We start from the raw sequence: 25615 nt of genomic DNA on the forward strand, positions 1-25615 counted from the left end.
GCGCGGACGTGCCGCCCGGCTGCCCCTGATTCGGAACGCTGCTCCCCACGAGGGAAAAGACTGCCTCAACGAGACCCGTGGTTCCAGCAACTGGTTGAACACCCGGGGCTGTTCGGCCGTACTGGAGGGGAGGAGATCAGCGCTTCGAAGACCAGCGCCCCGAAGATCGCGCCCCCTCGCACCGGAGCACCGGAGGTACCCCGCCCGTGGCCGTCACCAAGTCGCCCCCGACACAGGGTGCCGCGTCGAGCGCGGGACCGGAGGAACCGCAGGGCAGGCGCCTCGACTCCCCGCTCGTGCTGATCACGGTGCTGGTGCTGGCCGTGCTGGCGCAGGGCCCGATCCGGCGGATGCTGGGCGCCCCGGTGATGCAGACCTGGACGACGGTGTTCGTCGCCGTCGTCGTACAGGCGCTGCCCTTCCTGGTGCTCGGGGTGCTGCTGTCGGCGGCGATCGCGGTGTTCGTGCCGCCGTCGTTCTTCGCCCGCGCCCTGCCGGGGCGCCCCGCGCTCGCGGTGCCGGTGGCCGGAGCGGCGGGCGCGGTGCTGCCGGGGTGCGAGTGCGCGTCGGTGCCGGTGGCGGGCGCGCTCATCCGCCGCGGGGTGACTCCGGCCGCGGCGCTGGCGTTCCTGCTCTCCGCACCGGCGGTCAACCCGATCGTCCTGACCGCGACGGCCGTGGCCTTCCCCGACAACCCCGAGATGGTCCCCGCCCGTCTCGTCGCGAGTCTGCTCGTGGCGTGCGCGATGGGCTGGTTGTGGCTGCGCCTCGGCCGCACCGACTGGCTGCGCCCACCGGCCCGTTCGTCGTACGACGGCCAGGGCAGGGGCGCGGCGTTCTGGGGGTCGGTCCGGCATGACGTGATGCACGCCGGTGGCTTTCTGGTGCTCGGCGCGATTGCCGCCGCGACGCTGAAGGCCGTGGTGCCGGAGACCTGGCTGCGCACGGCGGCCGACAACCCCGTGGTCGCCGTGCTGGCCCTCGCCGCGCTCGCCGTCCTGCTGTCGATCTGCTCGGAGGCCGACGCGTTCGTGGCGGCCTCGCTGACGCAGTTCTCGCTCACGGCCCGGCTGGCGTTCCTGGTGGTCGGGCCCATGGTGGACCTGAAGCTGTTCGCGATGCAGGCGGGCACGTTCGGCCGCGACTTCGCCCTGCGCTTCGCGCCCGCCACCTTCGCGCTGGCGGTGCCGGTGTCGGTGCTGACCGGGGCGGTGCTGCTGTGAACCGGCAGGCCCAGGCGGCCGTGCTCTTCCTGCTCGGCGCGACCCTGCTGCACGCGGGCCTGACCGACCTGTACCTGCGGTACGTCAAGGCGGGCCTGCGTCCGCTGCTGCTGCTGTCCGGCGCGGTGCTGATCGCGGCGGCGCTGGCGACGGTGTGGTACGAGCGGCGCGGCCCCGGCGGACACGCCGGGCATCGGGAACCGCGCGTCTCCTGGTTGCTGGCCGTCCCCGTCCTCGCCCTGATCCTGGTCGCGCCGCCGGCCCTCGGCTCGTACAGCGCCGTCCGCACGGGGACGGCCCTGCAAGAGCCGTACGGATTCACGAAGTTGCCGGAGAGCGGTCCCCTGCGCCTGGCCCTCGCCGACTACGCGGGCCGCGCGGTCTACGACGACGGCCGCTCCCTCCGCGACCGGCAGCTGAAGATCACCGGCTTCGTCGCGCTGGACCGCGACGGCACGCCCTACCTCGTCCGCATGACCCTCAACTGCTGCGCGGCGGACGCCCAGCCGGTCAAGGTCGGCCTGACCGGACACATCCCGCCGGTGCTGCAACCGGACACCTGGCTGGAGGTCACCGGCACCTACACCGCCCGCCGCACCCACGACCCGGTCAACGACGGCCCGATCCCGTTCATCGAGGTCACCGAGGCCCGGCCGGTGGCTGAGCCGCGGGACCCGTACGACGAGACCTGGAACTCCTGACGGACGGGGGTTCTGGGTTTTTGATGACCGCCTGGTGGTCGCCGAGGACTGGCACGCCGAACTGTGGCTGGACGACGCCGGCAACATCGCCTTGTACTCGAAGGTCTGGGCCACCCCGCGCGAGTCGGCGGTGCACGGGGCCGACGCCCACAGCGTCGTCAACGCTGCCCGCCGCGCGCTGAACTCGCGTTGAGGCGCACGTGCGCTTCCGAGCGCCGTGCGCCCGAGGCCAGGCTTGCCCGGCCTGCCTTACCCTGTCGCCCATGACGACGCCGACAACCACCAACAGGCCGTGTGCCTGCGCGAGTTACTCGTTCCTGGTTCCCCTTCACGGCAACGACGAGGGCGATATGACCTCCGAGCGCATCACCACCGAGTGCACGAGTACGACCCAAAGTACCTACGCCCAGGGACACGACGCCAAGCTGAGGAAGTTCCTCGTTCAGGCCGGTGTCGGTGGCCATAAGGTCCAGCGCACAGAGGGCAAGATCGTGATTGCCAAGGAGGCGCTCCGGTGGGCGGCTGACCTGGGTTGGGAAGACGACGTACGCGCTGCCATCGACCGCGCAGCCTGAGCAACCCCGGGCCCCGGAGCAAGTGCGGCGAGAGGGATGCCGCCACCGAGCGGCTGAACCCACGAACTCGGCGGCGTGTCCGGGTGGGCGGGGGCGGCTGCTCGGAGCAGGGTGGGCGGCACCGTCGTCGTCGAGGAGGAATCGTGGAGCGTCGTGTCCGCGCTGTCTTGGCCGTTGCCCTCGCCGGGCTGATGCTGCTCGTGGTTCCGGCCGTGGCTCAGGACGGCCATGGCCACGTCGAGCGAAACGAATGGAACGTCCCGCTCACCGGCATCCGCCTGCTGTAGCGCGCGCACGCGCTGCCTGAGACGGCTCCATCACCCGCACCGCCTACCCGAAGATCCCCAGCGCCCCGTCCACCGACCACGACTGCCACCCCATCGCGAACAGCGTGACCAGGGAGATCAGCGCCATCATGAGGTTCTGGCCCTGCTCGGCCCAGTCGTGGATCATCAGGGTGAGGTAGATCAGGTTGAGGACGAGGCCCGCGACGAGGGCGATCGGGGTCAGGAAGCCGGCGATGAGGCCGAGGCCGAGGGCCAGTTCCGCGTAGGCGACGACGTAGGCCATGAGGCGTGGGCGGGGGCCGACGACGCGGTCGAAGCCCAGCCGGACGAAGCTCCACCGGTGTTTCTCCGCGATGCCGGCCGCCCATCGGATGCCGCCGCCGGCGAACCAGTCCCGCTTGTCCTTGTGCCGCCAGCTCTCCAGCCACCACAGGCCGAGGCCGATACGGAGGACGGCGAGCCACTCGGCACCGCTCAGCCAGATGCTCTGCATATGGACCTCCCCGGGGAGGGCGCCGGTTCCCGTGCGGCCGTTCCCTACGTTCCCTTGCTGCCGCGCGAAGGCTGCCCTAACCTCTGAATCTGATGGTTCGTCAGATTAGGGGTACAGCGTGAGCGATACCAGGGATCTGCCCAAGGTCATCAGCGTGGACGATCACGTGATCGAGCCCGCGCACCTCTTCGAGACGTGGCTCCCGGCCAAGCACCGGGACAAGGGGCCGAAGCCCTTCACCGCCGGTATCGGCGAACTCGCGTACGTCGGCGGAAAGTACCGGTTCACGACGGACCCGGACGGCCAGATCACCGACTGGTGGGAGTACGAGGGCGAGCTGTTCCCGTACAAGCGCATCATCGCGGCCGTCGGCTTCTCCCGGGACGAGATGACGCTCGACGGGATCACGCGGGAGCAGATGCGGCGCGGCTGCTGGGATCCCAGGGCCCGGCTGGAGGACATGGACCTCAACCATGTCGAGGCCTCGCTCTGCTTCCCGACCTTCCCCCGCTTCTGCGGGCAGACCTTCGCCGAGGCCAAGGACAAGGAAGTCGGCCTCGCGTGCGTCCGCGCCTACAACGACTGGATGGTCGAGGAGTGGTGCGGGGACAGCGGGGGACGGCTGATCCCGCTGTGCCTCATCCCCCTGTGGGACGTCGGCCTCGCCGTCGCCGAGATCCGGCGCAATGCCGCCCGCGGCGTCCGCGCGGTCACCTTCAGCGAGATCCCGACCTATCTCGGGCTGCCCTCCATCCACTCCGGCTACTGGGACCCCTTCTTCGCGGTCTGCGAGGAGACCGGCACCGTGGTCAACATGCACATCGGGTCGTCCTCGCAGATGCCGGCCGCGTCTCCCGACGCTCCCCCCGCCGTCCAGGCCTCCCTCAGCTTCAACAACGCCATGGCGTCGATGATGGACTTCCTGTTCAGCGGTGTGCTGGTGAAGTTCCCGCGGCTCAAACTCGCGTACAGCGAAGGGCAGATGGGCTGGATCCCGTACGCCCTGGAGCGCGCGGACGACGTGTGGGAGGAGCACCGGGCGTGGGGCGGCGTCAAGGACCTGATTCCGGAGCCGCCGTCGACGTACTACTACCGGCAGATCTTCTGCTGCTTCTTCCGCGACCGGCACGGTATCGAGGCCATCGAGACCGTCGGCGTGGACAACGCGACCTTTGAGACGGACTACCCGCACGTCGACTCGACCTGGCCGGAGACGAAGAAGGTGGCCGCCGAGCACGTCGCCGGCCTCTCCGAGGCGGTGACCTACAAGCTGCTGCGGGGCAACGCCATCCGGATGCTGGACCTGCCCTTCGACCGGTAGCGACGGGCCCGGTTCACGGGCCCGGTTCATGGGGTCGGTTCACGGGGTCGTCCGGCGGGAACGGAAAGGGGCATGAAGGTCTCCGTCGACCCCGACCGCTGTTACGGCTCCGGCGACTGCGTCTACCGGGTGCCCTCCGTCTTCACCACGGAGGGCGGCTTCGGCGCCGTCATACCGGGCCGCGAGGACACCGGCGACGATCCGCGGGTCCGGGAAGCGGCCGAGGGGTGTCCGTCGCAGGCCATCACCATCACCGATTAACGGGAGAGCTCCTCGGCGTCGACGCGTGAGAAGACCAGCTCGGTCTCGCCGACGACCGGCCCCCGCCAGCGCACCGGCGGGGAGGGGTTGCGCAGGGCGTGCGGGTAGCTCTCCGGCTTGTAGCTGTTGGGGAGCCGGTACGTGTGGAAGCCGTGGCCGCGCATCGTCTCCAGCAACTCCTCTACAGAGTCGCCGAGTTGGGCCATCCGTGCCGGAGTGACCTCCACCGCGATCTCCACGTCGTCCCGGAGCCGGTCGAGGACGGGAGCCAGGCCTCGTACGACGCTGCCCTCCGCCCCCTCGACATCGATCTTGATCACGCGGGCCCGGTCGAGGTCGTCCGGGGTGAGGAGTTCGGCCAGCGGCCGGGCCTCGGCCTCGAAGGTGGACTCGGCCGGGCCGTCGTACGGGACGATCGAGTTCGCGCCCATGTTGCGGGAGCTGGCCAGGACGAACGTAAGCGTCTGGTGGCCGTCGGAGACCGCGGCGTTCACGGTACGGACGTTGGTGCAGCCGTTGAGCGCGAGCTGCTGCCGCATCCTGTCGTGGAAGGCGGGGGACGCCTCCACGGCCACGACCCGGCCCCGCTCGCCGACGAGCCGGGAGCCGAGGACCGCGAAGTAGCCCACGTTGGCGCCGACGTCGACGAAGGTGTCGCCCGGGCGCAGCCGGGTGCGGAGCCAGGCCGTCATGTGCGGCTCCCACACGCCGAACAGATAGACGTAGCGCTGGATGAGGTCCTGTGTGTCGACCGCGAACCGGGCGCCGAAGAGGGTTTCCGTGACCCGGCGCCTCGGTTGATCACGCAGGTGGGAGTTGAGGTACCGCGCGGCCAGCGGGGCTTTGCCCAGCGGCACCGGGGCGTCGCGCACATACCGGCGGCCCAGGGTGATCAGGGCCTCGGTGATGCCGGTACTCATCGCGCGCCTCCGGTGCGGGTACGGCTCTCATTGGGTGATCAACTGTATCCACGACGTGCCGAACGCCGCATGCGTGAGGCCGGGCGCCGGGCCGAGACCGCCGCCGCGAAGGTGGAACGGCTGAAGGGGGAACGGCTGAAGGGGGAACGGCTGAAGGGGGAACGGCTGAAGGGGGAACCGCAGCACGTAGAACGGCCGTCTCAGCCGGCGGCGACCGGATGGCTCCACCGCAACTCCGCCAGCGCCCGTGCCCTCGCCTCCACCACCGCCGTCCGTGCCGCCCGCTCGGCCGGATCGGCATGCGGCGCCTGGCCGGTGACCTGGCCCTCCCACTTGCGGTACAGCAGCCCCACCTCCGCGGAGAACCAGCCACGGCTCACGGCGCCGAGGGCGAGCAGCAGCCCGGTGTCCTCGGACGCGGGCAGGGCCATCCAGCCGCCGAGCGCCAGCAGCAGATCCCGGCGTACGCACAGCGTCGCCGGATGGACCTGGGCGCGGAAGTCGTTCGCCTTCCAGAAGTCCAGTACGGTCCCGCGCTCGACGGGGCCGTGGCCGGGATCGCCGGGGAAACCGAGCGTCGAGCCGTCCGGCAGCAGGTCCAGCGCCCGCGACGTCGCCCAGCCGATCGTGGGGTCGGCCTCCAGCGCCGCCACGTCGCGGGCGAGTGCGCCGGGAGTGAGCTGGTCGTCGGCGTCGAGGATCTTCACGTAGTCGCCGTCGGCGTGCGCGAGGGCGAGGGTGCGGGCGACGCCGGGGCCGCCGGGGCGTCCCTGGCGGAAGGTCACGCGGTCGTCGTCGGGGACGTACGGGGCGACGGCGTCGGTCGTGCCGTCCTCCTGGATCACCCAGTGCCACTCCCAGCCGGCTGGCAACTCCTGTGCGCACAGCGACGCGTGGGCGTCCGCCAGGAAGACGGCCGAGGGCGCGTGCACGGCCGTGACGATGACGACGCGCCGGCTCACGGCAGCGCTCACCACCTTTCCAGGGGCGTGGTGAAGACGAGTTCCGTGCGGTCGCCGGGCAGGGTGACGTCGGTGATGTCCACGACGCGGTCCTGGATGTCGTACGACGTCTTGCGCAGCAGGATCACCGCCGTACCGGGCGGCAGCTCCAGCTCTCTCGCCTCGTCCGGGGTCGGCGGACGGGCGGTGAAGCGTTCCTCGATGCGGTCCACCTCGATGCCGACCGTGGAGAGCTGGTGCTGGGTGCCGCCGGGCCAGGGTTCGTTGCCGTCGTCCAGGATGTCGGGGTTGGCCGCGATCAGGTCGTGGACCAGGTAGGAGGTCACCAGGCTGAACGGGGCCGTCCCGGTCGTGCAGCGGGTGCGGTACGTCCGCTCCAGGAGCAGGGCTCCCGCCGGGACGCCGAACGCGTCCGCGAGGTCCTTCGGTGCCTTGATCCTGCGGTACCTGGCGTAGAAGACGAGGTCGCGGGAGTTCAGGCCGGTGTCGTGTTCCGTGGCGCCGGTCCCGGCCCGCGTGGGCAGCGGACGGCGGGCGCGGTCCTTCTCCCACTGGTGCCGCGCGTTGTCGCGGACGGCGCGGGGGCGCGGGTGGCGGAGGGACCCGCCGTCCGTGATCTCTCCGTAGTTCTCTTCGTGGATCTCTTCGTGGATCTCTTCGTACGCTTTCGGCACAGCCTCAGCGTAAGACTCCCGGAAACGTCCGCACGGGAAGCGTCCGCGTGAAAAGACCCGACCGCTGGCGACGGGGGATGCACCAGCGATCGGGCTATGGCCAAGGCTAACAAGGCTGCGAGTGCTGTGGGAGGAGACTCCTCAGCCACACTGCGGCGTTGTGATCGGGATCACTGGCGGCACGGCGGCTCGTACGACAGACGGGGCAGGTACTCCTGCCATTTCTGCCGGGTCAGAACGCCCCGGGTGGCCGAGCAGATACGGCTGATCGCGTCGTCGACGTCCAGGTTCCACAGCCGTACGGTGTCGGAGCCGCTCGACACCCCGAGCATGTGGCCGACCGGGCTGAATGACAGGAAGTTGCCCGTCTTGGCGTTGGGGCTCATCGACTGGCCGATGGGCCTGGCGTCGGCGGGTTCGGTGACGTTCCACAGCCGGACCGTGTTGTCGTTGCCGCCGCTGGCCAGGGTGCGGCCGTCGTGGCTGAAGGTGAGCGACACCAGCGCCTCGGTGTGGCCCGCGAGCGGACGGCCCAGCGGGGTCGCGCTGTCGGGTTCGGTGACGTTCCACAGCCGGACCGTGCTGTCGTCGCTGCCGCTGGCCAGGGTGCGGCCGTCCGGGCTGTAGACGAGGGTGTTGACGGGGCCGAGGTGCCCGGTGAGCGGTGTGCCCAGCGGGGTCGCGTGGCCCGGGTCGGTGACGTTCCACAGCCGGATCGTGAGGTCGGCGCTGCCGCTGGCGAGAGTGCGGCCGTCGGGGCTGAAGGCGAGGGCGTTGACGTACCCCTTGTGACCGGTCAGCGGCTTGCCGAGGGGGACGAGGCGGGCCGGGTCGGTGGCGTCCCACAGTTGGATGGTGCGGTCGTCGTAGGCGCCGGCGAGGGTGCGGCCGTCGTGGCTGAAGGCGAGCGAGTCGGCGCCCGAGTACCGCGTGTTCAGCAGGACCGGCTTGCCGTACGCGACGGGGTGGGCCGGGTCGGTGACGTTCCACAGCTGCACCGTGTTGCGGACGCCCGTCAGGACGGCGAGGGTGCGGCCGTCGGGCGAGAACGCCAGCAGCCGGATGTCCCGCTCCCCGGTCGTGAACGGCTTGCCCAGCGCCACGGGCCGCCCGGGAGCCGCCACGCTCCACAGCCGGATCTTGCTGTCGCCGCTGCCGGTGGCCAGGACCTTCCCGTCCCGGCGGAACGCCCCGATACGGCCGATCATGTCCGACCTCGGGATCGACCACAGCCGGATCCTGCTGTCGCCGGTGCCGGTGGCGAGGGTGCGGCCGTCGGGGCTGAAGCCGATGGCGTACATCTCCCCGCTGCTGCCCGCGAGCGGCATGCCGACCTGCGACGGGTACGCCGGATTGCGGACGTTCCACAGACTGGCCGTGCTGTCCGCGCTGCCGGCGGCGAGCATGCCGCCGTCGGGGCTGAAGGCCACGGACCAGATGGGACCGGTGTGCCCGGTCAGCGGCGGGCCGAGCGCGGTCGCGCGGCTGGGGTCGGTGATGTCCCACAGCCGGACGGTGTTGTCCGAGCTGCCGCTGGCGAGCGTGTGCCCGTCGGGGCTGAAGGCCACGGAGTGCACGGTGTCGGTGTGGCCGGTCAGCGGCGCACCGATCCGATGCGGACGGCCTGGATCGGCCATGTCCCACAGCGTGACCGTGTTGTCGTCGCCGCCCGCCGCCAGCGTCCGCCCGTCGGGGCTGAACGCCACCGAGCGCACGGGCGCGGTGTGGCCGGTCAGGGTGGCGAGCTTCGTCGGCCGCCGCACGTCACGCACATCCCACAGTCGTACGTTCCGCTCCTCGTCGGCGGTGGCCAGCGTGCGCCCGTCCGGGCTGAAGGCGACCAGGTAGATCGTGCCGTCGTGGCCGGTCAACGGTGTGCCGAGCGCGCGCGGACGACCCGGATCGCGCACGTCCCACAGCCGGACCGTGCCGTCGTCCCCCGCGCTGGCCAGGGTCTTGCCGTCGGGGCTGAAGACCGCGCTGCTCACCCAGCTCGTGTGCCCGGTCAGGGGTCTGCCCAGCGCCTTGGGCCGGGTCGGGTCCGACACGTCCCACAGGCGTACGGTCCGGTCGTAGCTGGCGGAGGCCAGGAGCCGGCCGTCCGGGCTGAACGTCGTGAGGTAGACGGCACCGGTGTGGCCGGCCAGCGGTGTGGCCAGCGGTGCGTTGACGATCGAGATCAGCCGGTTGCCGGCGTCCGCGTCGTCCGGCCGCAGCCGGTGCGCCACCAGGCCCAGCTGCGCGGACAGCGACGGATCCGTGGACCGGACGCGATCGGACTCGGCCAGCACCTGCGCGAACACCGCGTCGTCCCGCTGCTGCATCGCGACCACCGCCGCACCGGCGGCCACGACCGCCAGGACGACCAGCGCCGCGACCGCACCGCGGCTGATCCACACCACGCGCCTGCGCAGCCGGACCGACGCGGCCAGGAACTCCACCGCGCTGCGGGTCAGGAAGGTGTCCCCGGCGGACTTGGCCCAGTTGTGGGCCTGCTCAAGCCGGGAACCCCGGTAGAGCAGCGCCGTATCGCGGTTCGAGCCCTCCCAGGATCTGCTGTCCTCCTCCAGCCGCTGGCGCAGCAGATGGTCGCTGCGGCCCTCGTCGATCCAGGCGCGCAGCCGCGGCCAGGCATGCAGCAGCGCCTCATGGGTGATCTCCACGCTCTCCGCGTCGAGCGTCACCAGCCGGGCCCGGACCAGGGCTTCCAGCGACTCCTCCGTCTTGCCGGGGTCGCAGGACTCCTGGGCGAGCTGCCGCCGCGAGCCCCGGCGGCGGGTGGCCTGGGTGTCCTCGCCCAGCCGGACCAGCCTGAGCAGCAGCAGCCGCGCGGCCGTACGTGCCGCCGGGTCCAGCCCTGACCAGGCCCGCTCGGCGGTCGCCGCCACCGCTCCCTGGATACCGCCCGCCGCCCGGTAGCCGGCCAGCGTCAGCCGGCCGGCCTTGCGCCGCTGCCAGGTGGCGAGCAGGGCGTGGGAGAGCAGCGGCAGCACACCGGCGTCGTGCTCCCCCACAGCCCGGAAGGCGTGGGAGGCACCCCCACCGCGGGGGCCGTCGGCGCTCACCTCCCGGACGATCAGCTCGGCAAGGCCCGGTTCCAGTTCCAGGCCCACGGCCTTGGCGGGACCGGTCACCGCCTCGCGCAACTCGGCCGTGGTCAGCGGCCCGAGCACCATGTGCCGGTGCTGCAGCGCGTCGGCCAGCTCGGGATGGGCGAGGCACTGCTCGTAGAAGTCGGCGCGTATGCCGAGGACCACGAGGACGGGGGCGGGGTCGTCGGAGGCGGGGTGGTCGGGGGCGGGGTGGTCGGAGGCGAGGCCGTCGGGGGCGGGGGTGCAGGCGGCGTGCAGAAGCTGGATGAACGCACGCCGGTCCGCCTCGTCGGAGCAGAGGGTGAACGTTTCCTCAAATTGGTCGACGATGACGACGGGGCGGGCGGGGGAGGAGGGCCGCGCCGCCCATGAGGCGACGGCTTCTCGTACGGCCTGAGCGTCGGCCGGGGTGTCCGCGGTCGGGGCTTCCGCTTCTGGAGTGTCCGCTGCTGGAGTGTCCGCTGCTGGAGTGTCCGCTGCTGGAGTGCCCGCTTCCTGGGTGCCCGCTTCCTGGGTGCCCGCTTCCTGGGTGTCCACTCCCGGGTGGTCCGGTTCCGGGTGGTCCGGTCCCGGGTTGTCCGCGCCCGACTTGTCTACTCCCGGGTTGTCTGCCCCGGGGTTGTCCGCTCCGGAGTCATCCGCTCCCAGGTTGTCCGCTCCCGGAGTGTCCGCTGCCGGGATGGAGAGGAGGGACGCGAGTCCGGGGATCCGTCCGGTCAGCCCGGCGAGCGGGCGGGCGCCCGGTACGAACTGCACCACCTCACGCCCCTGCTGCTCCAGCGCAGGCACCAGACCGGCGTTCAGCAGGGAGGACTTGCCCGCACCCGAGGCGCCCACGAGCATGACCAGACCGCCGGTCTTCTCCGCCGCACGGAGCTGCGCCATGAGGGCGTCGGTGCTGCGCTCCCGGCCGAAGAACCATGGGGCGTCCTGCTGCCGATAGGAAGCGAGCCCCCGGTACGGACACACCCCACCGGGTACGGCCGGGGCATCGCCCGCGGACCGCCTCTCCTCTTTCCCTTCCCCATCCCCGTCCCCTTCCGCGGCGACGGCGGCCCGCTCGCCGATGGGATCGGCCACCGCCTGCTCCCAGATGCGCTGCCACTGAGCCAGGTCGTACAGGCCGGGCGACACCGGTGTGGGCCGCGCGCGCCGCGCCTGCGGGATGAGGATGTGCAGCACGGCAGCCAGAGCGGCGAACTGGGCAGGCACGTTCTTCGCCCGCCGCCAGTCACTGATCCGCTGCGCGGACACCCGTACGGGCCGCCCTCGCTCATCGACCCGCTGCAGCTGTACGACCGCCTCGGCCACGCGCTTGAGGGGAGGGTTGCCGGCCTCCCGGTACAGCAGCGCGAGGCGCTCCGCGAAGGCTGTGCGCGCCCCTGAGTCGGAACTCAAGGCCTCCACCCCTTACCTCTCCCTTACTTCCCCCGCAGCCGGACATCCGGACCGGAAAACTCACCTTATACGGCTGACCTGCGGTGAAGGGCCGAACCGGACACCGGACCCTCCGCGTTCCAGCCATCGGATGGCAGGATCACGACACAGCAGCGAACGACCACACGCCGTCATGCCGGGCAGGCCACCCAGCCCAGTGCTCGGAGGGGCAGCAGCCCATGACGCGTTCGTTCTCGGCCGGCTTGAGACGTAAATCACCGGACGGGTCCGCGCCGCAACAGCGCGGACCGGGGCTTCGCGCGTCGTCCGGAACCGGTCCCCACGAGGGGAGGGACCGGTTCCGGACGACGCCGCGAAACAGGCCACGCCCCGAGCGGGTGCGGCACATGGACCGCGTCCGCCGCGTACTGGCGATGTTCGACGGCTACGCCAGGCCCAGGATCACGCGAACGCACTCTTCCACACGCCTCATCTCGCTCGGATCCAGCAGGCCGAGACGCCTCCGAAGCCTTGGCTTGTCCACGGTGTGCAGGTCGGTGCAGTTCACGTACGACTCGTCGTACTTGGTCACCCCGCAGTCAGGCCCGATCGGTACGTGGGTCGAGGTAGGGCCGGATGTTCCGGTGATCACGGCAACAGTGAGCGCCGACAGCGGTTCGGCGATGCGGTTCACCGTGAGAACGACCACTGGATGCGGGCCGAGAGGGCTGGGGAGGGCGCACCCCCACACTTCGCCCCGCAGGGCGGAACCGGCCTTCACCACCCTGTCTCGTCCGCTGCCGCCAGCTCATCCACGGTCGCGGGCAGGACGCCTGCGGGAGTCGGGGCCTGAGCGCCCTGGTAGAAGTCGCGGATCTCCTGAGATGCCGCCACCTCGGTCGCCTCGCGAGAGAGCAGCCGAAGCCCTTCACGCAAGGCATCGGAGAGCGAATGCAGCTTCAGGGTCTGCATCACCTGTTGCAGATCCGCCAGCTCATCCGGACGCAACCGCACCTGGGCCACGCTTGTAGCACCGCTGCCGCCCTGCTTCTGGCGCGGTTGTGAGGTCCGGGCCGCGGTCGAAGTGCGCCTTCTGGGTGTGGCACCTGAGGCGCGGTTCTTCTGTCGTTCGGTCTTCGGGGCCATTCCTGCCTCCCCCCTCATCGTGTATGACAAATGTCGTACAACCAGTGTCATTCTTGTTTCCTAGCTGGTCAAGGCTGGCTCAGGCGGCGTCGGAGAGGCGCTGCTCGCGCTGTCGGCAGTCCCGGCAGCGGCTGTGCTCCGCCGAGCGGAATCCCCGGTCGCAGCCGTCGCAGTTGCGCAGGGGCACGACGGCCGGACCTGCTGGGCGTTCTGCGCTTCTCGCCGGGGTCGGCAGAGGTGTCTCCTTGAGCCGGTAGGCGAGGATGCCGGCCGGGCGGGTCAGCAGGTGGTCGGGGAGCCCTGCGGTGAGGTGGTCCGTGATCTGTGTGGGCAGAAGGCCTGCCGCGAGCCACCGGGTGACGGCCGGGGCGAGGCGGGCGGCCTCCTGCTCGGTGAGGACAAGGCGGGGGTCGACCCGGCGCAGGGCGGCGAGTACGGCGATGGCTCGGGGGTCGGTGTCGGTGAGCGGGACCGGCGTCTCCGTCTCGGCCGGGGCGGGCGTCTGCGGTGTTTCCCGCACGGCCGCCGTTGCGGGCGTGGCCGCCGTAGCGGCGGGCCGCTTCCGGGGACGGCGCGGTTGGGGAGGCTGGGGCGGGCCGTCCGGATCGGACTCGGGGTCGCCGCCGGGGATGTCGTAGAAGTACGTCCGGGTACGGACCTGCCCGGTGGGCGTCCGCTCGCGGCGACGCTCCAGGTATCCGGCCTCTTCGAGTTCTCTGAGCGCACGCGAGATCAGGATCTCGCCCTCGCTGAAGTGCTCGCACAGGGCGGTGATGGTCACGGCGGAGCCGTCGGGCAGGGAGGAGATGTACGCCGCGACGCCGACCGTGACCGCGCTGCCGCGCCGCTGGGCGAGGGCGTTGGAGATCACGGTGAAGTCGGCCGTGAGGCGGGTGCGTACGTGGATCACGCCGGAGGTCGGTGCTCCGGCGTCGGCGCGCAGGGGCGCGTTAGACTGCGACTCAGCCATTGGGAAGTGGGTCTTCCTGATCGGTCAGGCCCTCGTTCGGGATTGCCGTCCCGGCCGGGGGCCGATGTCTGTGTGCGGTTGTCGCGGCGAACGTAACCGCCCGTGTCCCGCGCCTGCAAGCCGGTCACTCGGACGGGTGACGCGGGCTTTGCGGCCGGGGAGGGCGGGTGGGCGGGTAGTTCTTTCCCCCGGTCCTTTCAGGAGGTCAGCGGCCTGCCGGGCCCTCGCGGACAGGGGTCCGGTGAGCCCGGGGCGTGGACAGTGACCGGAGCCCGGCGGGCTCAGTGACGGTGGCTCCCGGCCTTCAACTCGCCTATGAAGGCGGCCCAGGAGGCGGCTTCGAAGCACAGTGCCGGGCCGTGCGGGACCTTGCTGTCACGGACCGGGACGACGGCCTCCTGGAATCCGTCGGCCACCTCCACGCAGTCGCCCCCCGCCTGATTGCTGTAGCTGCTCTTGCGCCAGGCGGCGCCGTTCAGATCGGGACGGGAGATTCGCGCCACGGTAGTTGTCCTCCATGGTGGACCGGATCATGTCGAGCGACATGAGCGGGGGCAGTGCTGCCGCCCGCAGCCGATCGTAAATCACCTTGTAGCGACTGACGTCGGCCGGTTCTTCGATGAGTTGGCCGTAGTCCGAGCCTTCCGTGTAGGCCACTTCTGATCCGTCCGGCAGAGTCAGGATTGTCAGCGAGCCACCCATCGCCTCGTGTCCGCCTTGGTCGAACGGCAGAACCTGCACGGTGATGTGGCGTTCCGTTGCCACATCGAGCAGTCGAGCCAACTGCTGCCGCATCACAGCATGACTGCCGATAGGGCGCCTCAGTACCGCCTCGTCCAGGATCACGCACAGCTCCGGTCGGTCGGCCGAACTCAAGTGCTCCTGCCGTCCCATTCGGGCAGCGACTCGCTCCTCCAACTGTTCTTCGCCGTCAAGCAGCGCGTCCAGACTGAGAACGGCCCGCGCGTAATCCTCCGTCTGCAACAGACCCGGCACCACATGCGCCGCGTACTGCCGGATGGCCACCGCCCGCTCCGAGTACTCCATGAACTTCCGCGACCAGTCCGGAAACGCCTCCCGGTACACGTACGGCCACAGCTCCACCAGCAGATCATCCGCACCGAGCGCCATGTCCAGCGCCCGCGCCAGCTCCAGGGTCGGTTTCGCCCCGGACGCCCGCTCGATCTGGGTGATCCGGGTGCCCACCACGTGCGTCCTGGCGCCGAGTTCGGTCTGGGTCAGTCCGGCCGCCAAACGGAGCCGTCGCACCCGTGCGCCGAACAGCGCCGCCATCGACGTACTGGGATCAATTCCGTTGGCCAAAGCGTCACTTCCGTTCCTTACGGGTCGAAAAGTAAGGCTGCGTCACCTGTTGAGCGTAGGGCGGTCGGACGACTCTGGAGTGCGGAACGTGATGGCTCGCGCACATCGTGCGACATCTCCCTGCTCGACGGAGAAGGACGGAACACGCCGTGCTGACAGAAACGACCGTCCCGGCGGATGAACCGGGGCGTGGTGCCCTCACCGACGCACAGAGCGAACTGCCGCCGCTTGTCGCACAGTTCGCGTCTTCTCCACGAGGTGCGCGACTGGCCCGGCGGCTCGCCGTACGGCGCATGGAGGAGTGGGGGTATCCGTCGCAGTCGGACGCGTCGTGCGCGGTCGCCCTCGTCGTCGCCGAACTCGCCGCGAACGCCGTGCGGCACGGCCGTGTGCCCGGACGGGACTTCGGCCTCCGACTCGCTCTCGACAGGGCGGCAGGCCTGGTTCGCGTCGAGGTCGCGGACGCGGCCACGGCGAAACGGCCACCCGCGGCCCCGCCTTCGTCGGCTCCTGAGGGCGAGTCGGGCCGAGGGCTGCTCCTGGTGGACGCCCTGGCCGTGCGCTGGGGTTCGGCGCCGCGTCACCCGCTGGGCAAAACGGTGTGGGCGGAGATGCCCGTCTGAGGGAACCGCGCGCGACCGCGGCGCTGACCGTACCGACCTCGGCGCGGTCGGCATGGCCTCGTGGACCGACTGCGCGAGGCTGTCGCCGTACTCGACGACGTACGCGTAAACCTGCCCGGCGTGCGGGTCCGACCGGGGGCTCGACGAGGCGTGGGCCGAGCCGGCCACCGAACAACTGGTGCGACCCTGCGGCGGGAGGTCCGCACGGGGCTGCGGGACGCCACCGCCCACTTCACACCTCGGGTAGGCGTCAACGGCTCATGGCTGGACCTGCCGGGAGAACCGGGCGGTTCGACGCGGCCCTGACCGTCCGGCTCCGCGCACGACCTGCCCCCGCGGGCCGGGAGCCGTCGTACCGCGGTACCACGGGTACCCCCTCATTGCCCCCTCGGGTACCACGGTTTCCGGTCCGCCGACTCCTAGCGTGACAGGAGATGAAGCCCAGGAGGGGAGATCGCTCCCCTGACGCAGGGGGAGACGATGATCGGGTCACAGCGCACTGAGCCGAGCCGGACCGACGGCGACGCGCGTCCGGCGCCGGGCGCTCTCGGCCCCCTCGCCTCCTTCGCCCGGTTCGTCCTGTGCGGTGGCGGAGTCACCGTCGCCGCCAGTGCCGTGCTGCCGTGGGCGGCCGAGCTGATGCCCATGGCCGTGGCGAACGCGCTGATCACAGTCGTCACGACCCTTCTGTGCACGGAACTCCACGCACGCATCACCTTCCGGACCGGGCAGCGTGCCGGATGGCGCCAGCACCTGGAGTCCGCGGGAACGGCCACCGCCGCGTATGCGGTGACCACCACCGCGATGCTCGTACTCGACGCGCTGCAGCCGTCCGCCGGGGCGCTCTGGCAGCAGGCCGTCTACCTCGGCGCCTCCGGTCTCGCCGGAATCGGACGCTTCCTGCTGCTGCGCCTGGTCGTCTTCGCCGACCGCCGGAAGACCACCGAGGCGCGGGCGCAGAGCCCGCTCCGCGTGACGAACGGCCTCGGCGCGCTGACGCTGACCGGTTCCGGCATCGACAAGACGCCCGCCGAAGCCGGCGTCGCGCTGTCCACCAGGTCAGCCCGCTGGTGCGGTACCTCAGCCCGCCTGCTGCGTGTGCCGGGCCGGTACTCGACTTCGAGGACGATGAGCCTGGCTACGAGCGCACCGGTCGCCTCCGCCGGCGTGACGTGCCCGGTGCCGGGCTGACCGGACCGGACCGCGGGGCCGTGCCGGGGACCCCGCCGACTCGCGTTCGGGTGGCCGGTGCCGGTGCCGGTGCCGGTGTCGGTGTCGGTGTCGGTGTCGGTGTGGACAAAGGGTCCTGGACGCCGGGGACCACCTGAGGCCGCGGGTGGTGTCGACGGGTGGCTGAGGCCGCGGGCCGTCGGTATGTGGTGCGCGGAGTGTGACAGTTTTCTGATTCTGAGAACCGTCACACTCCGCGCACGGGTGGTCCGGCACCGCTGGAGTAACCAATAGCGCTCGCGTCGAACGGGGTCCTCACACGTCGCGACGGCGCGGAAGACGATGATGCGTGCGGCAGCCGCGGGCCGGGGGCCGGGAAACGGGCGCCCGGCCGTTCCCGCGCAGGAGCCGGACCTGTCATCACGGCCGCACAAGTCGCAGGTCAGCGGGGAGTAACGAGCATCCGTGACAGGTCCTTCTCCGGTCACCACATGGTGGGAGGCACCCTGCACCGCCCTGCTCGCCGCATGGTGGGGGGCACCCTGCACCGCCGTTCACGAGGGCCGGGCGCGCTGCGCCGTTTCCCGGGCGCGGCCGGCCGCGGCGAGCGAGGGCCGGGGCCGGTACCGGCGCTTCATTTCAGGTGGTACCGCGGTACCACCGCCCCCGCACCATTGCTCTCCTGGGTACCAGGATTCGAGGTCGCGGAACTCATAGCGTTTGTGGTGCGGAAGACGAAGCCCGGTAGGGGCCCTTAACGAACGCGAGGTAGCGACCATGATCGAGGCACAGCAGCTGACGAAGCGGTACGGCGAGAAGACGGCGGTCGACCGCCTGGACTTCGTCGTCAAGCCCGGCACCGTCACCGGATTCCTCGGACCGAACGGCGCCGGCAAGTCGACCACCATGCGGATGATCGTCGGACTGGACGCGCCGTCCAGCGGCAGTGTGAAGGTCAACGGCAAGCGCTACGACCGGCACTCGGCGCCGTTGCAGGAGATCGGCGCGCTCCTGGAGGCCAAGTCGATCCATCCGGGCCGGTCCGCGTTCGACCACCTGATGGCGCAGGCCCACACCCACGGCATTCCGCGCCGCCGGGTGGAGGAGGTCATCGAGCTGACCGGGCTGCAGGCGGTGGCCAAGAAGCGCGCCGGCGCCTTCTCGCTCGGCATGGGCCAGCGGCTGGGTATCGCCGGGGCGCTGCTGGGTGATCCCGCCACCGTCATGCTCGACGAACCGGTCAACGGTCTGGACCCCGACGGTGTGCTGTGGATCCGCAACCTGCTCACCGGACTTGCCCAAGAGGGCCGTACCGTCTTCGTCTCCTCCCACCTCATGAGTGAGATGGCGCTGGTCGCGGACCACCTGATCATCGTCGGACGCGGACGTCTGCTGGCCGACACCACCGTGCAGGACCTGGTGCGCAAGCACGGCGGCGACGCCGTGACCGTGGCCAGCGGCCAGCCCGCCCGCCTGCGCGAGATCCTCTCCGGCCCCGGCGTCGAGATCAGCGGTGAGATCGGCTCCGAGCACCTGCACGTGAGCGGCCTGTCCGCGCGTGCCATCGGCCTCAAGGCCGCCGAGTACGGCATCCCCCTGTTCGAGCTCGGCTCCAGGACCGTCTCCCTGGAGCAGGCGTTCATGGAACTCACCCACGACGCCGTCGAGTACCACGGCGCCACCATCACCGACACCCTTGGGAGTGCAGCATGACCACGATGACCGCGACCCACAGCACGCCGCAGAACACGACCCACACCACGACCGAGACCTCGCCCGCGGCCCCACAGCACGCACGTCCGCGGTACAAGGTCACCGGCCTCAGGGTCCTGCGCTCGGAGTGGTCCAAGCTATGGACGCTCCGCTCCACCTGGATCACCCTGGGCCTGGGTCTGGCGTTCGTGATCGCCTTCGGCGTCATCGCCGCCTCACAGTACGAATCCGGCGGTGGCCCCAACGACGACCTGAGCGACAGCACCGCCCTGGGCCTCTCCCTGTTCGGCCTGGCCTTCGCGCAGCTGGCGATCGGCATCCTGGGCGTGCTGGTCACCGCCGGTGAGTACTCCACCGGCATGATCCGCTCCACACTCGCCGCGGTCCCGCGCCGACTGCCGGTGCTGTGGTCGAAGTCGGCGGTGTTCGGCGCGGTCGCCCTCGCCGTCGGTACCATCGGCGCCTTCGTCACCTTCCCGATCGTGAGCGAGCTGGTGTCCGGCACGGCGGCGGAACTCTCGCTGTCCGACGACGGCGTCCTGCGCGGCCTGCTGGGCGCCGGCCTGTACCTCGGCCTGATCGCCGTCATCGGTACCGCGCTGGGTGCGCTGTTCCGCTCCGTCGCGGGCGGTATCGCCGTCCTGGTCGGCGTGCTGCTGCTGGTGCCCGGCCTGACCTCGCTGCTGCCCAACTCGTGGGAGGACGAGGTCAGCAAGTACCTGCCCAGCAGCGCGGGTGAGTCGATGTACGCGCTGACCCACGACGCGGCTACCCTTTCGCCCACCGCCGGCCTCCTGGTCCTGCTCGGCTGGACGGCGCTCGCACTGGCGGGTGCCGCGTACCGTCTGAAGCGTACGGACGTGTGACGCGACCCCTCCGCACGGGCGGCGCGGTACCGACCTGGTCGGCGACCGTGCCGCCCGGCCGCTTTGGGTCAGGTTGAGCAATGTTGAGCCACGATGGACAGGTGACAGCCATGAGCACGGACGACACCGCCCTGCCGGAGACGGTCTCCTACCCGTCACCGGCAGGAACAGCGGCCACCTGGGACCACCCGGTGGTCAGACGGGTCTCCCAGATCAGACAGCGCCTCAGGGAGATCGACCGGAAGCATCCGCGACTGCTGGACGCAGGTCTGCTCGTCGTCCTGATTCCCTGGCTGTGCGTGCCCGACCTGGTGTACCAGGAAAACCTGCGGGACAGCGGCGAGTTCTCCTTCACCCACCTGCCCTGGCCGTGGCTGGTCGTCCTGCAGGCGGGACAGCTGCTGCCCTTGCTGTGGCGGCGCAGAAGGCCGGGTCTGGCCTTCGCCGTGATCGCCGCGGTGTTCATCGTCCAGTGCGTCCTGGGTGTCTGGCTGCGGGTCGGCGTGGCCGTGCTGATCGCCCTCGCCAACCTCGCGCTGCGCGGCCGGCCACGCCAACTGCCCGTGGCCTCCGCCGTGCTGGTGGTGCCCATGGTGCTGATCGTCCTGCGGTTGCCGGACGAGGTGTCGATCGTGGACGGGCTGTTCTTCCTGTGCACCACCATCATCGCCGCGGCCGCGCTGGGTCTCTTCGTCCGCGTCCGCCGAGCCCATGTCGCAGCCCTGCACGACCGCGCGGCCCGCCTGGAGATCGAACGCGACCAGCGCAGTCAGCTGGCCGCCGCCGCCGAGCGCACCCGGGTCGCCCGCGAGATGCACGACATCGTCGGCCACAACCTCTCCGTCATGATCACTCTCGCCGACGGCGGCGCACGGGCGGCCGACATGACCCCCGAACGCGGCAAGCAGGCCCTGCTCATGATCGGTGACACCGGGCGCCAGGCACTGGGCGAACTGCGCCGCACGCTCGGCATACTCCGCGACAGCCATCACGACCCCGACGCCACCCAGCTCAGCCCACAGCCCCGCATCGTGGACATCAGCGCGCTGTGCGCCCGTATCCGCGCCGCCGGTCCCAACGTCGTCTACCGCACCAGTGGCCAGTTGGACAACCCGGACCGCGGTGTCCAGTTGACCGTATATCGTATTGTCCAGGAAGCGCTCACCAACGCCCTCAAGCACGCAGGCAACGACACGCGGATCGACGTTACGGTGACAGCTGAGGACATGGAACTGCGCATCGAAGTCCAGGACACCGGCCCGGGTGCGGGATCCACCCCGCCCGGATCGCCCCACGGCCACGGACAAGGTCTCACCGGCATGAGAGAACGCGCAGCCCTCTACAACGGGACCGTCACCGCGGGACCCGTCCCCGGCGGAGGATGGGGGGTGCGGGCCGTCCTCGACCTCACTCCGCTCACCGGTCTTTCCCACACTTCCACTTCCCGCGCGGGCGGTGTGGCTTGACCACCGTGCTCATCGTGGACGACCAGGCACTGCAGCGCTTCGGCTTCCGGCTGCTCCTCGAAAGCTCCCCCGACACCGAGGTCGTCGGTGAGGCGGAACACGGCGGCGAAGCCGTCCGCATGGCCGCCGAGCTCCGCCCGGACGTGATCCTCATGGACATCCGGATGCCCGGCATGGACGGCATCGAGGCCACCCGCCGCGTCGTCGCCTCCGGGGGCCGCTCCCGCGTCCTCGTCCTGACCACGTTCGACCTGGACGAGTACGCGCACGCGGCGCTGCGCGCGGGAGCCAGCGGCTTCCTCCTCAAGGACGCCCAGCCGGACGAACTCCTGGCCGGGATCCGCGCGGTCGCGGGGGGCGACGCCGTCATCGCCCCGGCACTCACCCGCCGGCTGCTGGACGCCTACGCCCAGCACCTGCCCCACGCGTCGCCGAACCGCGCCCCGGATGACGACCCCAGGGTTCGTTCGCTGACCGAACGCGAGCGTGAGATCTTCGTCGCCATCGGTCAGGGCTGGACCAACGGTGAGATAGCCGAGCGTCTCGTGCTGTCCGAGTCCACCGTGAAGACGTATGTGGGCCGTGTCCTGGCGAAGCTGGACGCCCGCGACCGCATCCAGGCCGTCATCCTCGCCTACGACTTGGGGCTCGCCCGCCCGAGCGCCCCCGACTGACCCGCGGGAGACCTGCGACGCCTGCCTGCACGCCTGCACGCCTGCACGCCTGCACGCCTGCACGCCTGCACGCCTGCACGCCTGCACGCCGACGACGAGCGTCGGGCGTTCCTCTGCACGGCCCCCCTCGACGGCATGTCGAAGACGATGCGGGTGCTCACCCTGGTCACCTGCGGGCTCAATATCGCCGCCGGACACGACGTGTGGGCCAAGGTCGCGCACGGCACGATGCCGCTGCTGTGGGTGGTGTTCTGCGAGATCGGCGCGCACATCTACGCCGTCCGGATCGGCGCCGCGACCGGCTGCCGTATGGAAAAGATCCGGTTCTCTCGCTGGTTCCTGGCCCCGCTGTCCACGTTCGCGCTGTGGCGGCGCATGACGCTGTGGGAGGTCACCTCCTACAGCCGGGCGCTCGCCTGCGAGCGGGAACGGCTGTTGGCACGTGCAGACCTGCACGAGCGGTACGGCTGGAAGTGGCGTTGGAAGACCCCGCGGCGCGAGCGCGTGATGCTGCGCACCGGAGAACTCACCCCCGCCGGCGACGACGTGCCAGTCAGCCCGAAGCCGGAGCAGGCACCCGAGAAGCCGAAGAGCGAGGCACCGAAGCCGCCGCGCATGCGGCCGACGACGGGCAAGACCAAGACGGCGCAGCGCACGACCGCCGAACTGCTCGCCGAGGCGCGCACGGTCACGGCCGACTGGACGGACGCCCAGATCAACGCCGAGGCACTGCGCAAGGAACTGCACTGCGGCTCGCGTCCCGCCCGGCAGGTGCGTGACGCCCTGCTCGCCGAGCGGGCCAGCGGGCGCGTCCTGCACCCCGTCGACAACCCCGAGCCGGACGCGTCCGGCGACGGCGCCGAGGGGGTGGCAGCGTGAACACGCCGACCACGGCTTTGCTGTCCGCGCTGCCGCTCGCCGCCGGGTGGGCGGTCCATGTGCGGTGGCTGCGAGGCTGCCTGGACACCGCCCGGCGTGACCCGCTCACCGGGTTACGGACCCGCGACGGCTTCACCCGCCGCGCCACGGCCCTGCTGAAGGACCCGCGCGCCGTCGTGGTGCTGGCCGACGTCGACAAGTTCAAGCACATCAACGACACCCACGGGCACGGGGCCGGTCCGGGGTTGCCGGGCGGCTCGGGGGCGATGAGTTCTTCTCTGAACCAAGAAATGCCGCGGGTAGGGGCGCCGTCGCGAGCGCCGCGATACCGCCGCCCGGACCAGGGGAATCTCTTGGTGATCGAGCGATGATCGGTCGTGGCGACGGACCCGCAAGGGCGGTTTGCCGTCGGGAGGCTGAGTAGTGCCGTTACTCGCTACCACTGGGTGCTCTGGTACTTCCGCCGAAACGATCGAAACCTGACGGGGCGCACATGCCCCACGCTTCCGAATCCCGGGCCGAGACGTATTTGCGTCAGAGCGCACTCCAACTCCTAGGTTCCGAAGCATGCGATACATCAAACTCGGGACGACCGGACTGGAAGTCTCCGCCATCACCCTCGGCTGCATGAGCTTCGGCGAGCCGGACCGGGGCGGCGAGCCCTGGTCGCTGGGCGCGGACGCCAGCCGGGACATCATCAAGCAGGCCCTTGAGAGCGGTGTCAACTTCCTCGACACGGCCAATGGGTACAGCGCCGGAAGCAGCGAGGAGATCGTCGGTCAGGCGGTCAAGGACTTCACCCGGCGCGAGGAGGTCGTTCTCTCCACCAAGGTCTGGATGCGGATGCGCCCCGGTCCGAACGGCGCCGGGCTGTCCCGCAAGGCGATCTTCGCCGAGCTCGACGCTTCCCTGAAGCGACTGGGGACCGACTACATCGACCTGTACCAGATCCACCGCTGGGACTACGACACCCCGATCGAGGAAACCCTTGAGGCGCTGCACGACGCGGTCAAGTCCGGGAAGGTCCGCTACATCGGAGCCTCTTCCATGTACGCCTGGCAGTTCGCCAAGGCCCTGTACCTGGCTGACCTGAACGGCTGGACCCGGTTCGTGTCGATGCAGGACCACTACAACCTCATCCATCGGGAAGCAGAGCGGGAGATGCTCCCGCTCTGCGCCGACCAGGGCATCGGCGTGATCCCGTGGAGCCCCCTGGCGCGGGGCAAGCTGACGCGGGCCCGGGACACTGCCACGGTGCGTGCCGAGACCGACGAGGGCGGCAAGATCCTCTACCGCGACGGGGACCAGGCAGTGGCCGAGCGTGTCCACGAGATCGCGAACAAGCGGGGTCTGTCGCCAGCCCAGGTTGCCCTGGCCTGGGTCATGCGCAACCCGGCGGTGACCTCGCCCATCGTCGGGGTCACCAAGCCGGCCCAGCTGGCCGACGCGGTCGCCGCGGTGGACGTCGAACTCGACGACGACGAGGCCGACTACTTGGAGGAGCCCTATCAGCCGCACGAGGCCGCCTACCTGGAGGAGTCCTTCTACAAGCAGCGGCCTGTGGCGGGCTCCCGGTAGTCCGCGCTACAGCCGGGCCTTCGACGAGTCCTTGGCCTCGGCCTTCACAGCCCTGTGACCGGCCCGGTGGTGCTTGCGGGCGGCAGCGCGCAACTGCATGATCCGCGCGCTGCCCGCAAGCGCGGAGAGCAGGATGCCCGCCACCGCGGCCAGCAGCAGGGCCACGCGCAGCGGAACGTGCCCGTGGGCGCCGAAGAAGCTGACGTCCACCGACTGCTCCTGAGTTGGGTGGGAAACGCTGCGCAACTGGGTGCGGGCCGAGCGGACGCGCCGCGGTCCAAGCGGCGCCACGAGCACCGAAGGACGTCCCGGTGAGCGAGGCCACGAGGCAGGATCTGGAGGCCGAGATGGCGGCCCTGCGCGCGGAGCTGAAGACCGTGCGCGAGGAGAACCAGAAACCGGCCACCGAACGGGACATCCTGCGCAAGGCGACGAAGTTTTTCGCACAAGAGATGACCTGGTGAACCGCTGCCAGTCCATTGAGGACCACCTCCGCGCCTGGGGCGTGAAGCGGTTGTGTCAGGTGCTGGAGGTGGCCCGCTCCAGCTTCTACACGTGGCGGGCCGGCGGTGCGGCCCGCGTCGCGCGCGAGCGGGCCGATGCGGCGCTTGCCGAGCCGAGCAGACGGGCACCATCGGCAAGAACCGCTCGATGGCGAACAAGCACCTGATCCCGTTCATCGGCAAGGCCAAGCTGAAGGAACTCAGCGCGGACGATGTCGACGACTGGTTGGACGACAGGGCCGAATTCCTCGCGACGCGGAGCCTGCGTGACCTGCTCGCCATCCTGCGCCGCTCCATCGCGCATGCTCAGCGCAGGGACAAGGCCGCGCGGAACGTCGCCCTACTCGTCACCGCACCGGAGGGGCGCCCTGGCCGTCCGAGCAAGGCACTGAACCTGGAGCAGGCGAAAGCCGTGCTCACCGCCGCGCGTCCGTCGCGGCTGTACGCCTACCTCGTGCTCTCGCTTCTCAGCGGTGTGCGCACGGAAGAGGCGAGGCCTCTCACCTGGGATTCCGTCTTCCTGGAGACCACGGACGGTATCCCGCCTCACGTCGCGGTGTGGCGGTCGGTGCGCAAGCACGGCGAGACCAAGGCCAGGAAGAGCCGCCGGACCATCGCTCTGCCGAAACAGGTCGTCGAAGTCCTCGAAGAGCACATGCGATGGCAGAAGCAGGAGCGGGCATCGAGAGGGAGGAGTGGAGCCCGAACGGCCGGGTCTTCACGACCCGGAGCGGCGAGCCGCTCGACGCGGCGAACGTCCGGCGGGACTTCAAGGCCATCGTGAAGAAGGCTGGACTGAAGCCTGAGTGGACGCCGCG

General features: G+C 70.6%; 27 protein-coding genes and 2 pseudogenes. 18 read left to right on the top strand and 11 right to left on the bottom strand.

Going from position 1 to position 25615, the window contains the following annotated elements; genetic code table 11:
- The first annotated feature begins 206 nt into the window (after positions 1–206).
- The 5 genes and pseudogenes from GFH49_RS11035 (at position 207) to GFH49_RS11055 (ending at position 2786) form a co-directional block, all read left to right on the top strand.
- Complete coding sequence (locus GFH49_RS11035; protein ID WP_155055660.1) at positions 207–1223, top strand: permease; 1017 nt, start codon at positions 207–209, stop codon at positions 1221–1223.
- A complete protein-coding gene (locus tag GFH49_RS11040) occupies positions 1220–1924 on the top strand; it encodes a TIGR03943 family putative permease subunit (protein ID WP_155055661.1) in 705 nt (234 codons plus the stop codon). Before GFH49_RS11035 ends, GFH49_RS11040 begins: the two co-directional genes overlap by 4 nt.
- 7 nt (positions 1925–1931) lie before the next feature.
- Positions 1932–2117: pseudogene (locus GFH49_RS11045) on the top strand (transcriptional regulator); the annotation flags it as partial.
- A gap of 70 nt (positions 2118–2187) precedes the next feature.
- The gene (locus tag GFH49_RS11050) at positions 2188–2499 is read left to right on the top strand and encodes a hypothetical protein (protein WP_155055662.1); all 312 of its coding nucleotides are present in this window, start codon (positions 2188–2190) and stop codon (positions 2497–2499) included.
- A 143-nt stretch (positions 2500–2642) separates the two neighbouring features.
- The gene (locus GFH49_RS11055) at positions 2643–2786 is read left to right on the top strand and encodes a hypothetical protein (protein WP_155055663.1); all 144 of its coding nucleotides are present in this window, start codon (positions 2643–2645) and stop codon (positions 2784–2786) included.
- A 43-nt stretch (positions 2787–2829) separates the two neighbouring features.
- On the opposite strand, the gene GFH49_RS11060 is transcribed toward GFH49_RS11055, so the two are convergent.
- The gene (locus GFH49_RS11060; protein ID WP_155055664.1) at positions 2830–3279 is read right to left on the bottom strand and encodes a DoxX family protein; all 450 of its coding nucleotides are present in this window, start codon (positions 3277–3279) and stop codon (positions 2830–2832) included.
- Between the two features lie 118 nt (positions 3280–3397).
- Between GFH49_RS11060 and GFH49_RS11065 the strand changes: the two genes are divergently transcribed.
- The gene (locus GFH49_RS11065) at positions 3398–4600 is read left to right on the top strand and encodes an amidohydrolase family protein (RefSeq protein WP_155055665.1); all 1203 of its coding nucleotides are present in this window, start codon (positions 3398–3400) and stop codon (positions 4598–4600) included.
- A gap of 72 nt (positions 4601–4672) precedes the next feature.
- Positions 4673–4861, top strand: coding sequence for a ferredoxin (locus GFH49_RS11070; RefSeq protein ID WP_155055666.1), 189 nt, complete (start codon positions 4673–4675; stop codon positions 4859–4861).
- Here GFH49_RS11070 and GFH49_RS11075 read toward each other — a convergent pair.
- From GFH49_RS11075 to GFH49_RS11110, 9 genes are all read right to left on the bottom strand, one after another.
- Positions 4858–5781, bottom strand: coding sequence for an FkbM family methyltransferase (locus tag GFH49_RS11075; RefSeq protein WP_155055667.1), 924 nt, complete (start codon positions 5779–5781; stop codon positions 4858–4860). The genes GFH49_RS11070 and GFH49_RS11075 overlap by 4 nt on opposite strands.
- A 200-nt stretch (positions 5782–5981) precedes the next feature.
- The gene (locus tag GFH49_RS11080) at positions 5982–6743 is read right to left on the bottom strand and encodes a glycosyltransferase family 2 protein (RefSeq protein WP_155055668.1); all 762 of its coding nucleotides are present in this window, start codon (positions 6741–6743) and stop codon (positions 5982–5984) included.
- Positions 6744–6751: 8 nt separating this feature from the next.
- A complete protein-coding gene (locus GFH49_RS11085) occupies positions 6752–7384 on the bottom strand; it encodes a UTRA domain-containing protein (protein WP_408055898.1) in 633 nt (210 codons plus the stop codon).
- 203 nt (positions 7385–7587) lie between these two features.
- Positions 7588–11916 (bottom strand): nSTAND1 domain-containing NTPase, encoded by a 4329-nt coding sequence (locus GFH49_RS11090; RefSeq protein WP_456243054.1) that lies wholly within the window; start codon positions 11914–11916, stop codon positions 7588–7590.
- A gap of 415 nt (positions 11917–12331) precedes the next feature.
- A complete protein-coding gene (locus tag GFH49_RS11095) occupies positions 12332–12670 on the bottom strand; it encodes a type II toxin-antitoxin system PemK/MazF family toxin (RefSeq protein ID WP_155055671.1) in 339 nt (112 codons plus the stop codon).
- On the bottom strand, positions 12664–13032 hold the full coding sequence (locus GFH49_RS11100; protein ID WP_155055672.1) for a hypothetical protein: 369 nt from the start codon (positions 13030–13032) through the stop codon (positions 12664–12666). Before GFH49_RS11100 ends, GFH49_RS11095 begins: the two co-directional genes overlap by 7 nt.
- 79 nt (positions 13033–13111) lie before the next feature.
- Positions 13112–14002, bottom strand: coding sequence for a hypothetical protein (locus GFH49_RS11105; RefSeq protein ID WP_196217932.1), 891 nt, complete (start codon positions 14000–14002; stop codon positions 13112–13114).
- A 281-nt stretch (positions 14003–14283) separates the two neighbouring features.
- Positions 14284–14424, bottom strand: a complete 141-nt coding sequence (locus GFH49_RS40015) for a DUF397 domain-containing protein (RefSeq protein ID WP_328288272.1) — start codon at positions 14422–14424, stop codon at positions 14284–14286.
- Positions 14378–15295, bottom strand: coding sequence for a helix-turn-helix domain-containing protein (locus tag GFH49_RS11110; protein ID WP_155055673.1), 918 nt, complete (start codon positions 15293–15295; stop codon positions 14378–14380). Before GFH49_RS11110 ends, GFH49_RS40015 begins: the two co-directional genes overlap by 47 nt.
- Positions 15296–15474: 179 nt before the next feature.
- On the opposite strand from GFH49_RS11110, the gene GFH49_RS11115 reads away from it, so the two are divergent.
- The 9 genes and pseudogenes from GFH49_RS11115 (at position 15475) to GFH49_RS11155 (ending at position 24294) form a co-directional block, all read left to right on the top strand.
- Positions 15475–15948, top strand: a complete 474-nt coding sequence (locus tag GFH49_RS11115) for an ATP-binding protein (protein WP_155055674.1) — start codon at positions 15475–15477, stop codon at positions 15946–15948.
- Between the two features lie 480 nt (positions 15949–16428).
- The gene (locus tag GFH49_RS41195) at positions 16429–17139 is read left to right on the top strand and encodes a GtrA domain-containing protein (protein ID WP_155055675.1); all 711 of its coding nucleotides are present in this window, start codon (positions 16429–16431) and stop codon (positions 17137–17139) included.
- Positions 17140–17895: 756 nt separating this feature from the next.
- Positions 17896–18831: an ABC transporter ATP-binding protein gene (locus GFH49_RS11125; RefSeq protein WP_155055676.1), complete on the top strand. Its 936-nt coding sequence runs from the start codon at positions 17896–17898 to the stop codon at positions 18829–18831.
- Positions 18828–19697 carry an ABC transporter permease gene (locus GFH49_RS11130; protein ID WP_408055897.1) on the top strand — a complete coding sequence of 290 codons (870 nt, stop codon included), beginning with the start codon at positions 18828–18830 and terminating at the stop codon, positions 19695–19697. The genes GFH49_RS11125 and GFH49_RS11130 overlap by 4 nt, the downstream gene beginning before the upstream one ends.
- 110 nt (positions 19698–19807) lie before the next feature.
- Entirely contained in the window at positions 19808–21163 is a 1356-nt protein-coding gene (locus GFH49_RS11135; RefSeq protein WP_155055677.1) for a sensor histidine kinase, read from the top strand.
- Positions 21160–21837 (top strand): response regulator, encoded by a 678-nt coding sequence (locus GFH49_RS11140; protein ID WP_155055678.1) that lies wholly within the window; start codon positions 21160–21162, stop codon positions 21835–21837. The genes GFH49_RS11135 and GFH49_RS11140 overlap by 4 nt, the downstream gene beginning before the upstream one ends.
- Before the next feature lie 135 nt (positions 21838–21972).
- Complete coding sequence (locus tag GFH49_RS11145; RefSeq protein ID WP_155055679.1) at positions 21973–22716, top strand: DUF2637 domain-containing protein; 744 nt, start codon at positions 21973–21975, stop codon at positions 22714–22716.
- Positions 22713–22990: pseudogene (locus tag GFH49_RS11150) on the top strand (diguanylate cyclase domain-containing protein); the annotation flags it as partial. The gene GFH49_RS11145 and the pseudogene GFH49_RS11150, both read left to right, overlap by 4 nt.
- Positions 22991–23283: 293 nt before the next feature.
- Positions 23284–24294 (top strand): aldo/keto reductase, encoded by a 1011-nt coding sequence (locus GFH49_RS11155; protein WP_155055680.1) that lies wholly within the window; start codon positions 23284–23286, stop codon positions 24292–24294.
- Between the two features lie 6 nt (positions 24295–24300).
- On the opposite strand, the gene GFH49_RS11160 is transcribed toward GFH49_RS11155, so the two are convergent.
- Positions 24301–24504, bottom strand: a complete 204-nt coding sequence (locus GFH49_RS11160; RefSeq protein WP_155055681.1) for a lipopolysaccharide assembly protein LapA domain-containing protein — start codon at positions 24502–24504, stop codon at positions 24301–24303.
- A 101-nt stretch (positions 24505–24605) separates the two neighbouring features.
- Here GFH49_RS11160 and GFH49_RS11165 point away from each other — a divergent pair, with 101 nt between their 5' ends.
- Positions 24606–24758: a hypothetical protein gene (locus GFH49_RS11165; RefSeq protein WP_155055682.1), complete on the top strand. Its 153-nt coding sequence runs from the start codon at positions 24606–24608 to the stop codon at positions 24756–24758.
- A 187-nt stretch (positions 24759–24945) separates the two neighbouring features.
- A complete protein-coding gene (locus tag GFH49_RS11170; RefSeq protein WP_230396238.1) occupies positions 24946–25581 on the top strand; it encodes a site-specific integrase in 636 nt (211 codons plus the stop codon).
- The last annotated feature ends 34 nt before the right edge of the window (positions 25582–25615 follow it).

It is taken from the genome of Streptomyces blattellae (assembly GCF_009709555.1).
Taxonomy (GTDB): domain Bacteria; phylum Actinomycetota; class Actinomycetes; order Streptomycetales; family Streptomycetaceae; genus Streptomyces; species Streptomyces blattellae.

Coding starts and splice junctions, on each gene's coding strand:
- GFH49_RS11070 (WP_155055666.1), top strand. CDS start 4,673: ATGAAGGTCTCCGTCGACCCCGACCGCTGTTACGGCTCCGGCGACTGC.
- GFH49_RS11075 (WP_155055667.1), bottom strand. CDS start 5,781: ATGAGTACCGGCATCACCGAGGCCCTGATCACCCTGGGCCGCCGGTAT.
- GFH49_RS11060 (WP_155055664.1), bottom strand. CDS start 3,279: ATGCAGAGCATCTGGCTGAGCGGTGCCGAGTGGCTCGCCGTCCTCCGT.
- GFH49_RS11145 (WP_155055679.1), top strand. CDS start 21,973: ATGTCGAAGACGATGCGGGTGCTCACCCTGGTCACCTGCGGGCTCAAT.
- GFH49_RS11155 (WP_155055680.1), top strand. CDS start 23,284: ATGCGATACATCAAACTCGGGACGACCGGACTGGAAGTCTCCGCCATC.
- GFH49_RS11135 (WP_155055677.1), top strand. CDS start 19,808: ATGAGCACGGACGACACCGCCCTGCCGGAGACGGTCTCCTACCCGTCA.
- GFH49_RS11110 (WP_155055673.1), bottom strand. CDS start 15,295: ATGGCGGCGCTGTTCGGCGCACGGGTGCGACGGCTCCGTTTGGCGGCC.
- GFH49_RS11100 (WP_155055672.1), bottom strand. CDS start 13,032: ATGGCCCCGAAGACCGAACGACAGAAGAACCGCGCCTCAGGTGCCACA.
- GFH49_RS11125 (WP_155055676.1), top strand. CDS start 17,896: ATGATCGAGGCACAGCAGCTGACGAAGCGGTACGGCGAGAAGACGGCG.
- GFH49_RS11050 (WP_155055662.1), top strand. CDS start 2,188: ATGACGACGCCGACAACCACCAACAGGCCGTGTGCCTGCGCGAGTTAC.
- GFH49_RS11130 (WP_408055897.1), top strand. CDS start 18,828: ATGACCACGATGACCGCGACCCACAGCACGCCGCAGAACACGACCCAC.
- GFH49_RS41195 (WP_155055675.1), top strand. CDS start 16,429: ATGATCGGGTCACAGCGCACTGAGCCGAGCCGGACCGACGGCGACGCG.
- GFH49_RS11170 (WP_230396238.1), top strand. CDS start 24,946: ATGGCGAACAAGCACCTGATCCCGTTCATCGGCAAGGCCAAGCTGAAG.
- GFH49_RS11105 (WP_196217932.1), bottom strand. CDS start 14,002: ATGGCTGAGTCGCAGTCTAACGCGCCCCTGCGCGCCGACGCCGGAGCA.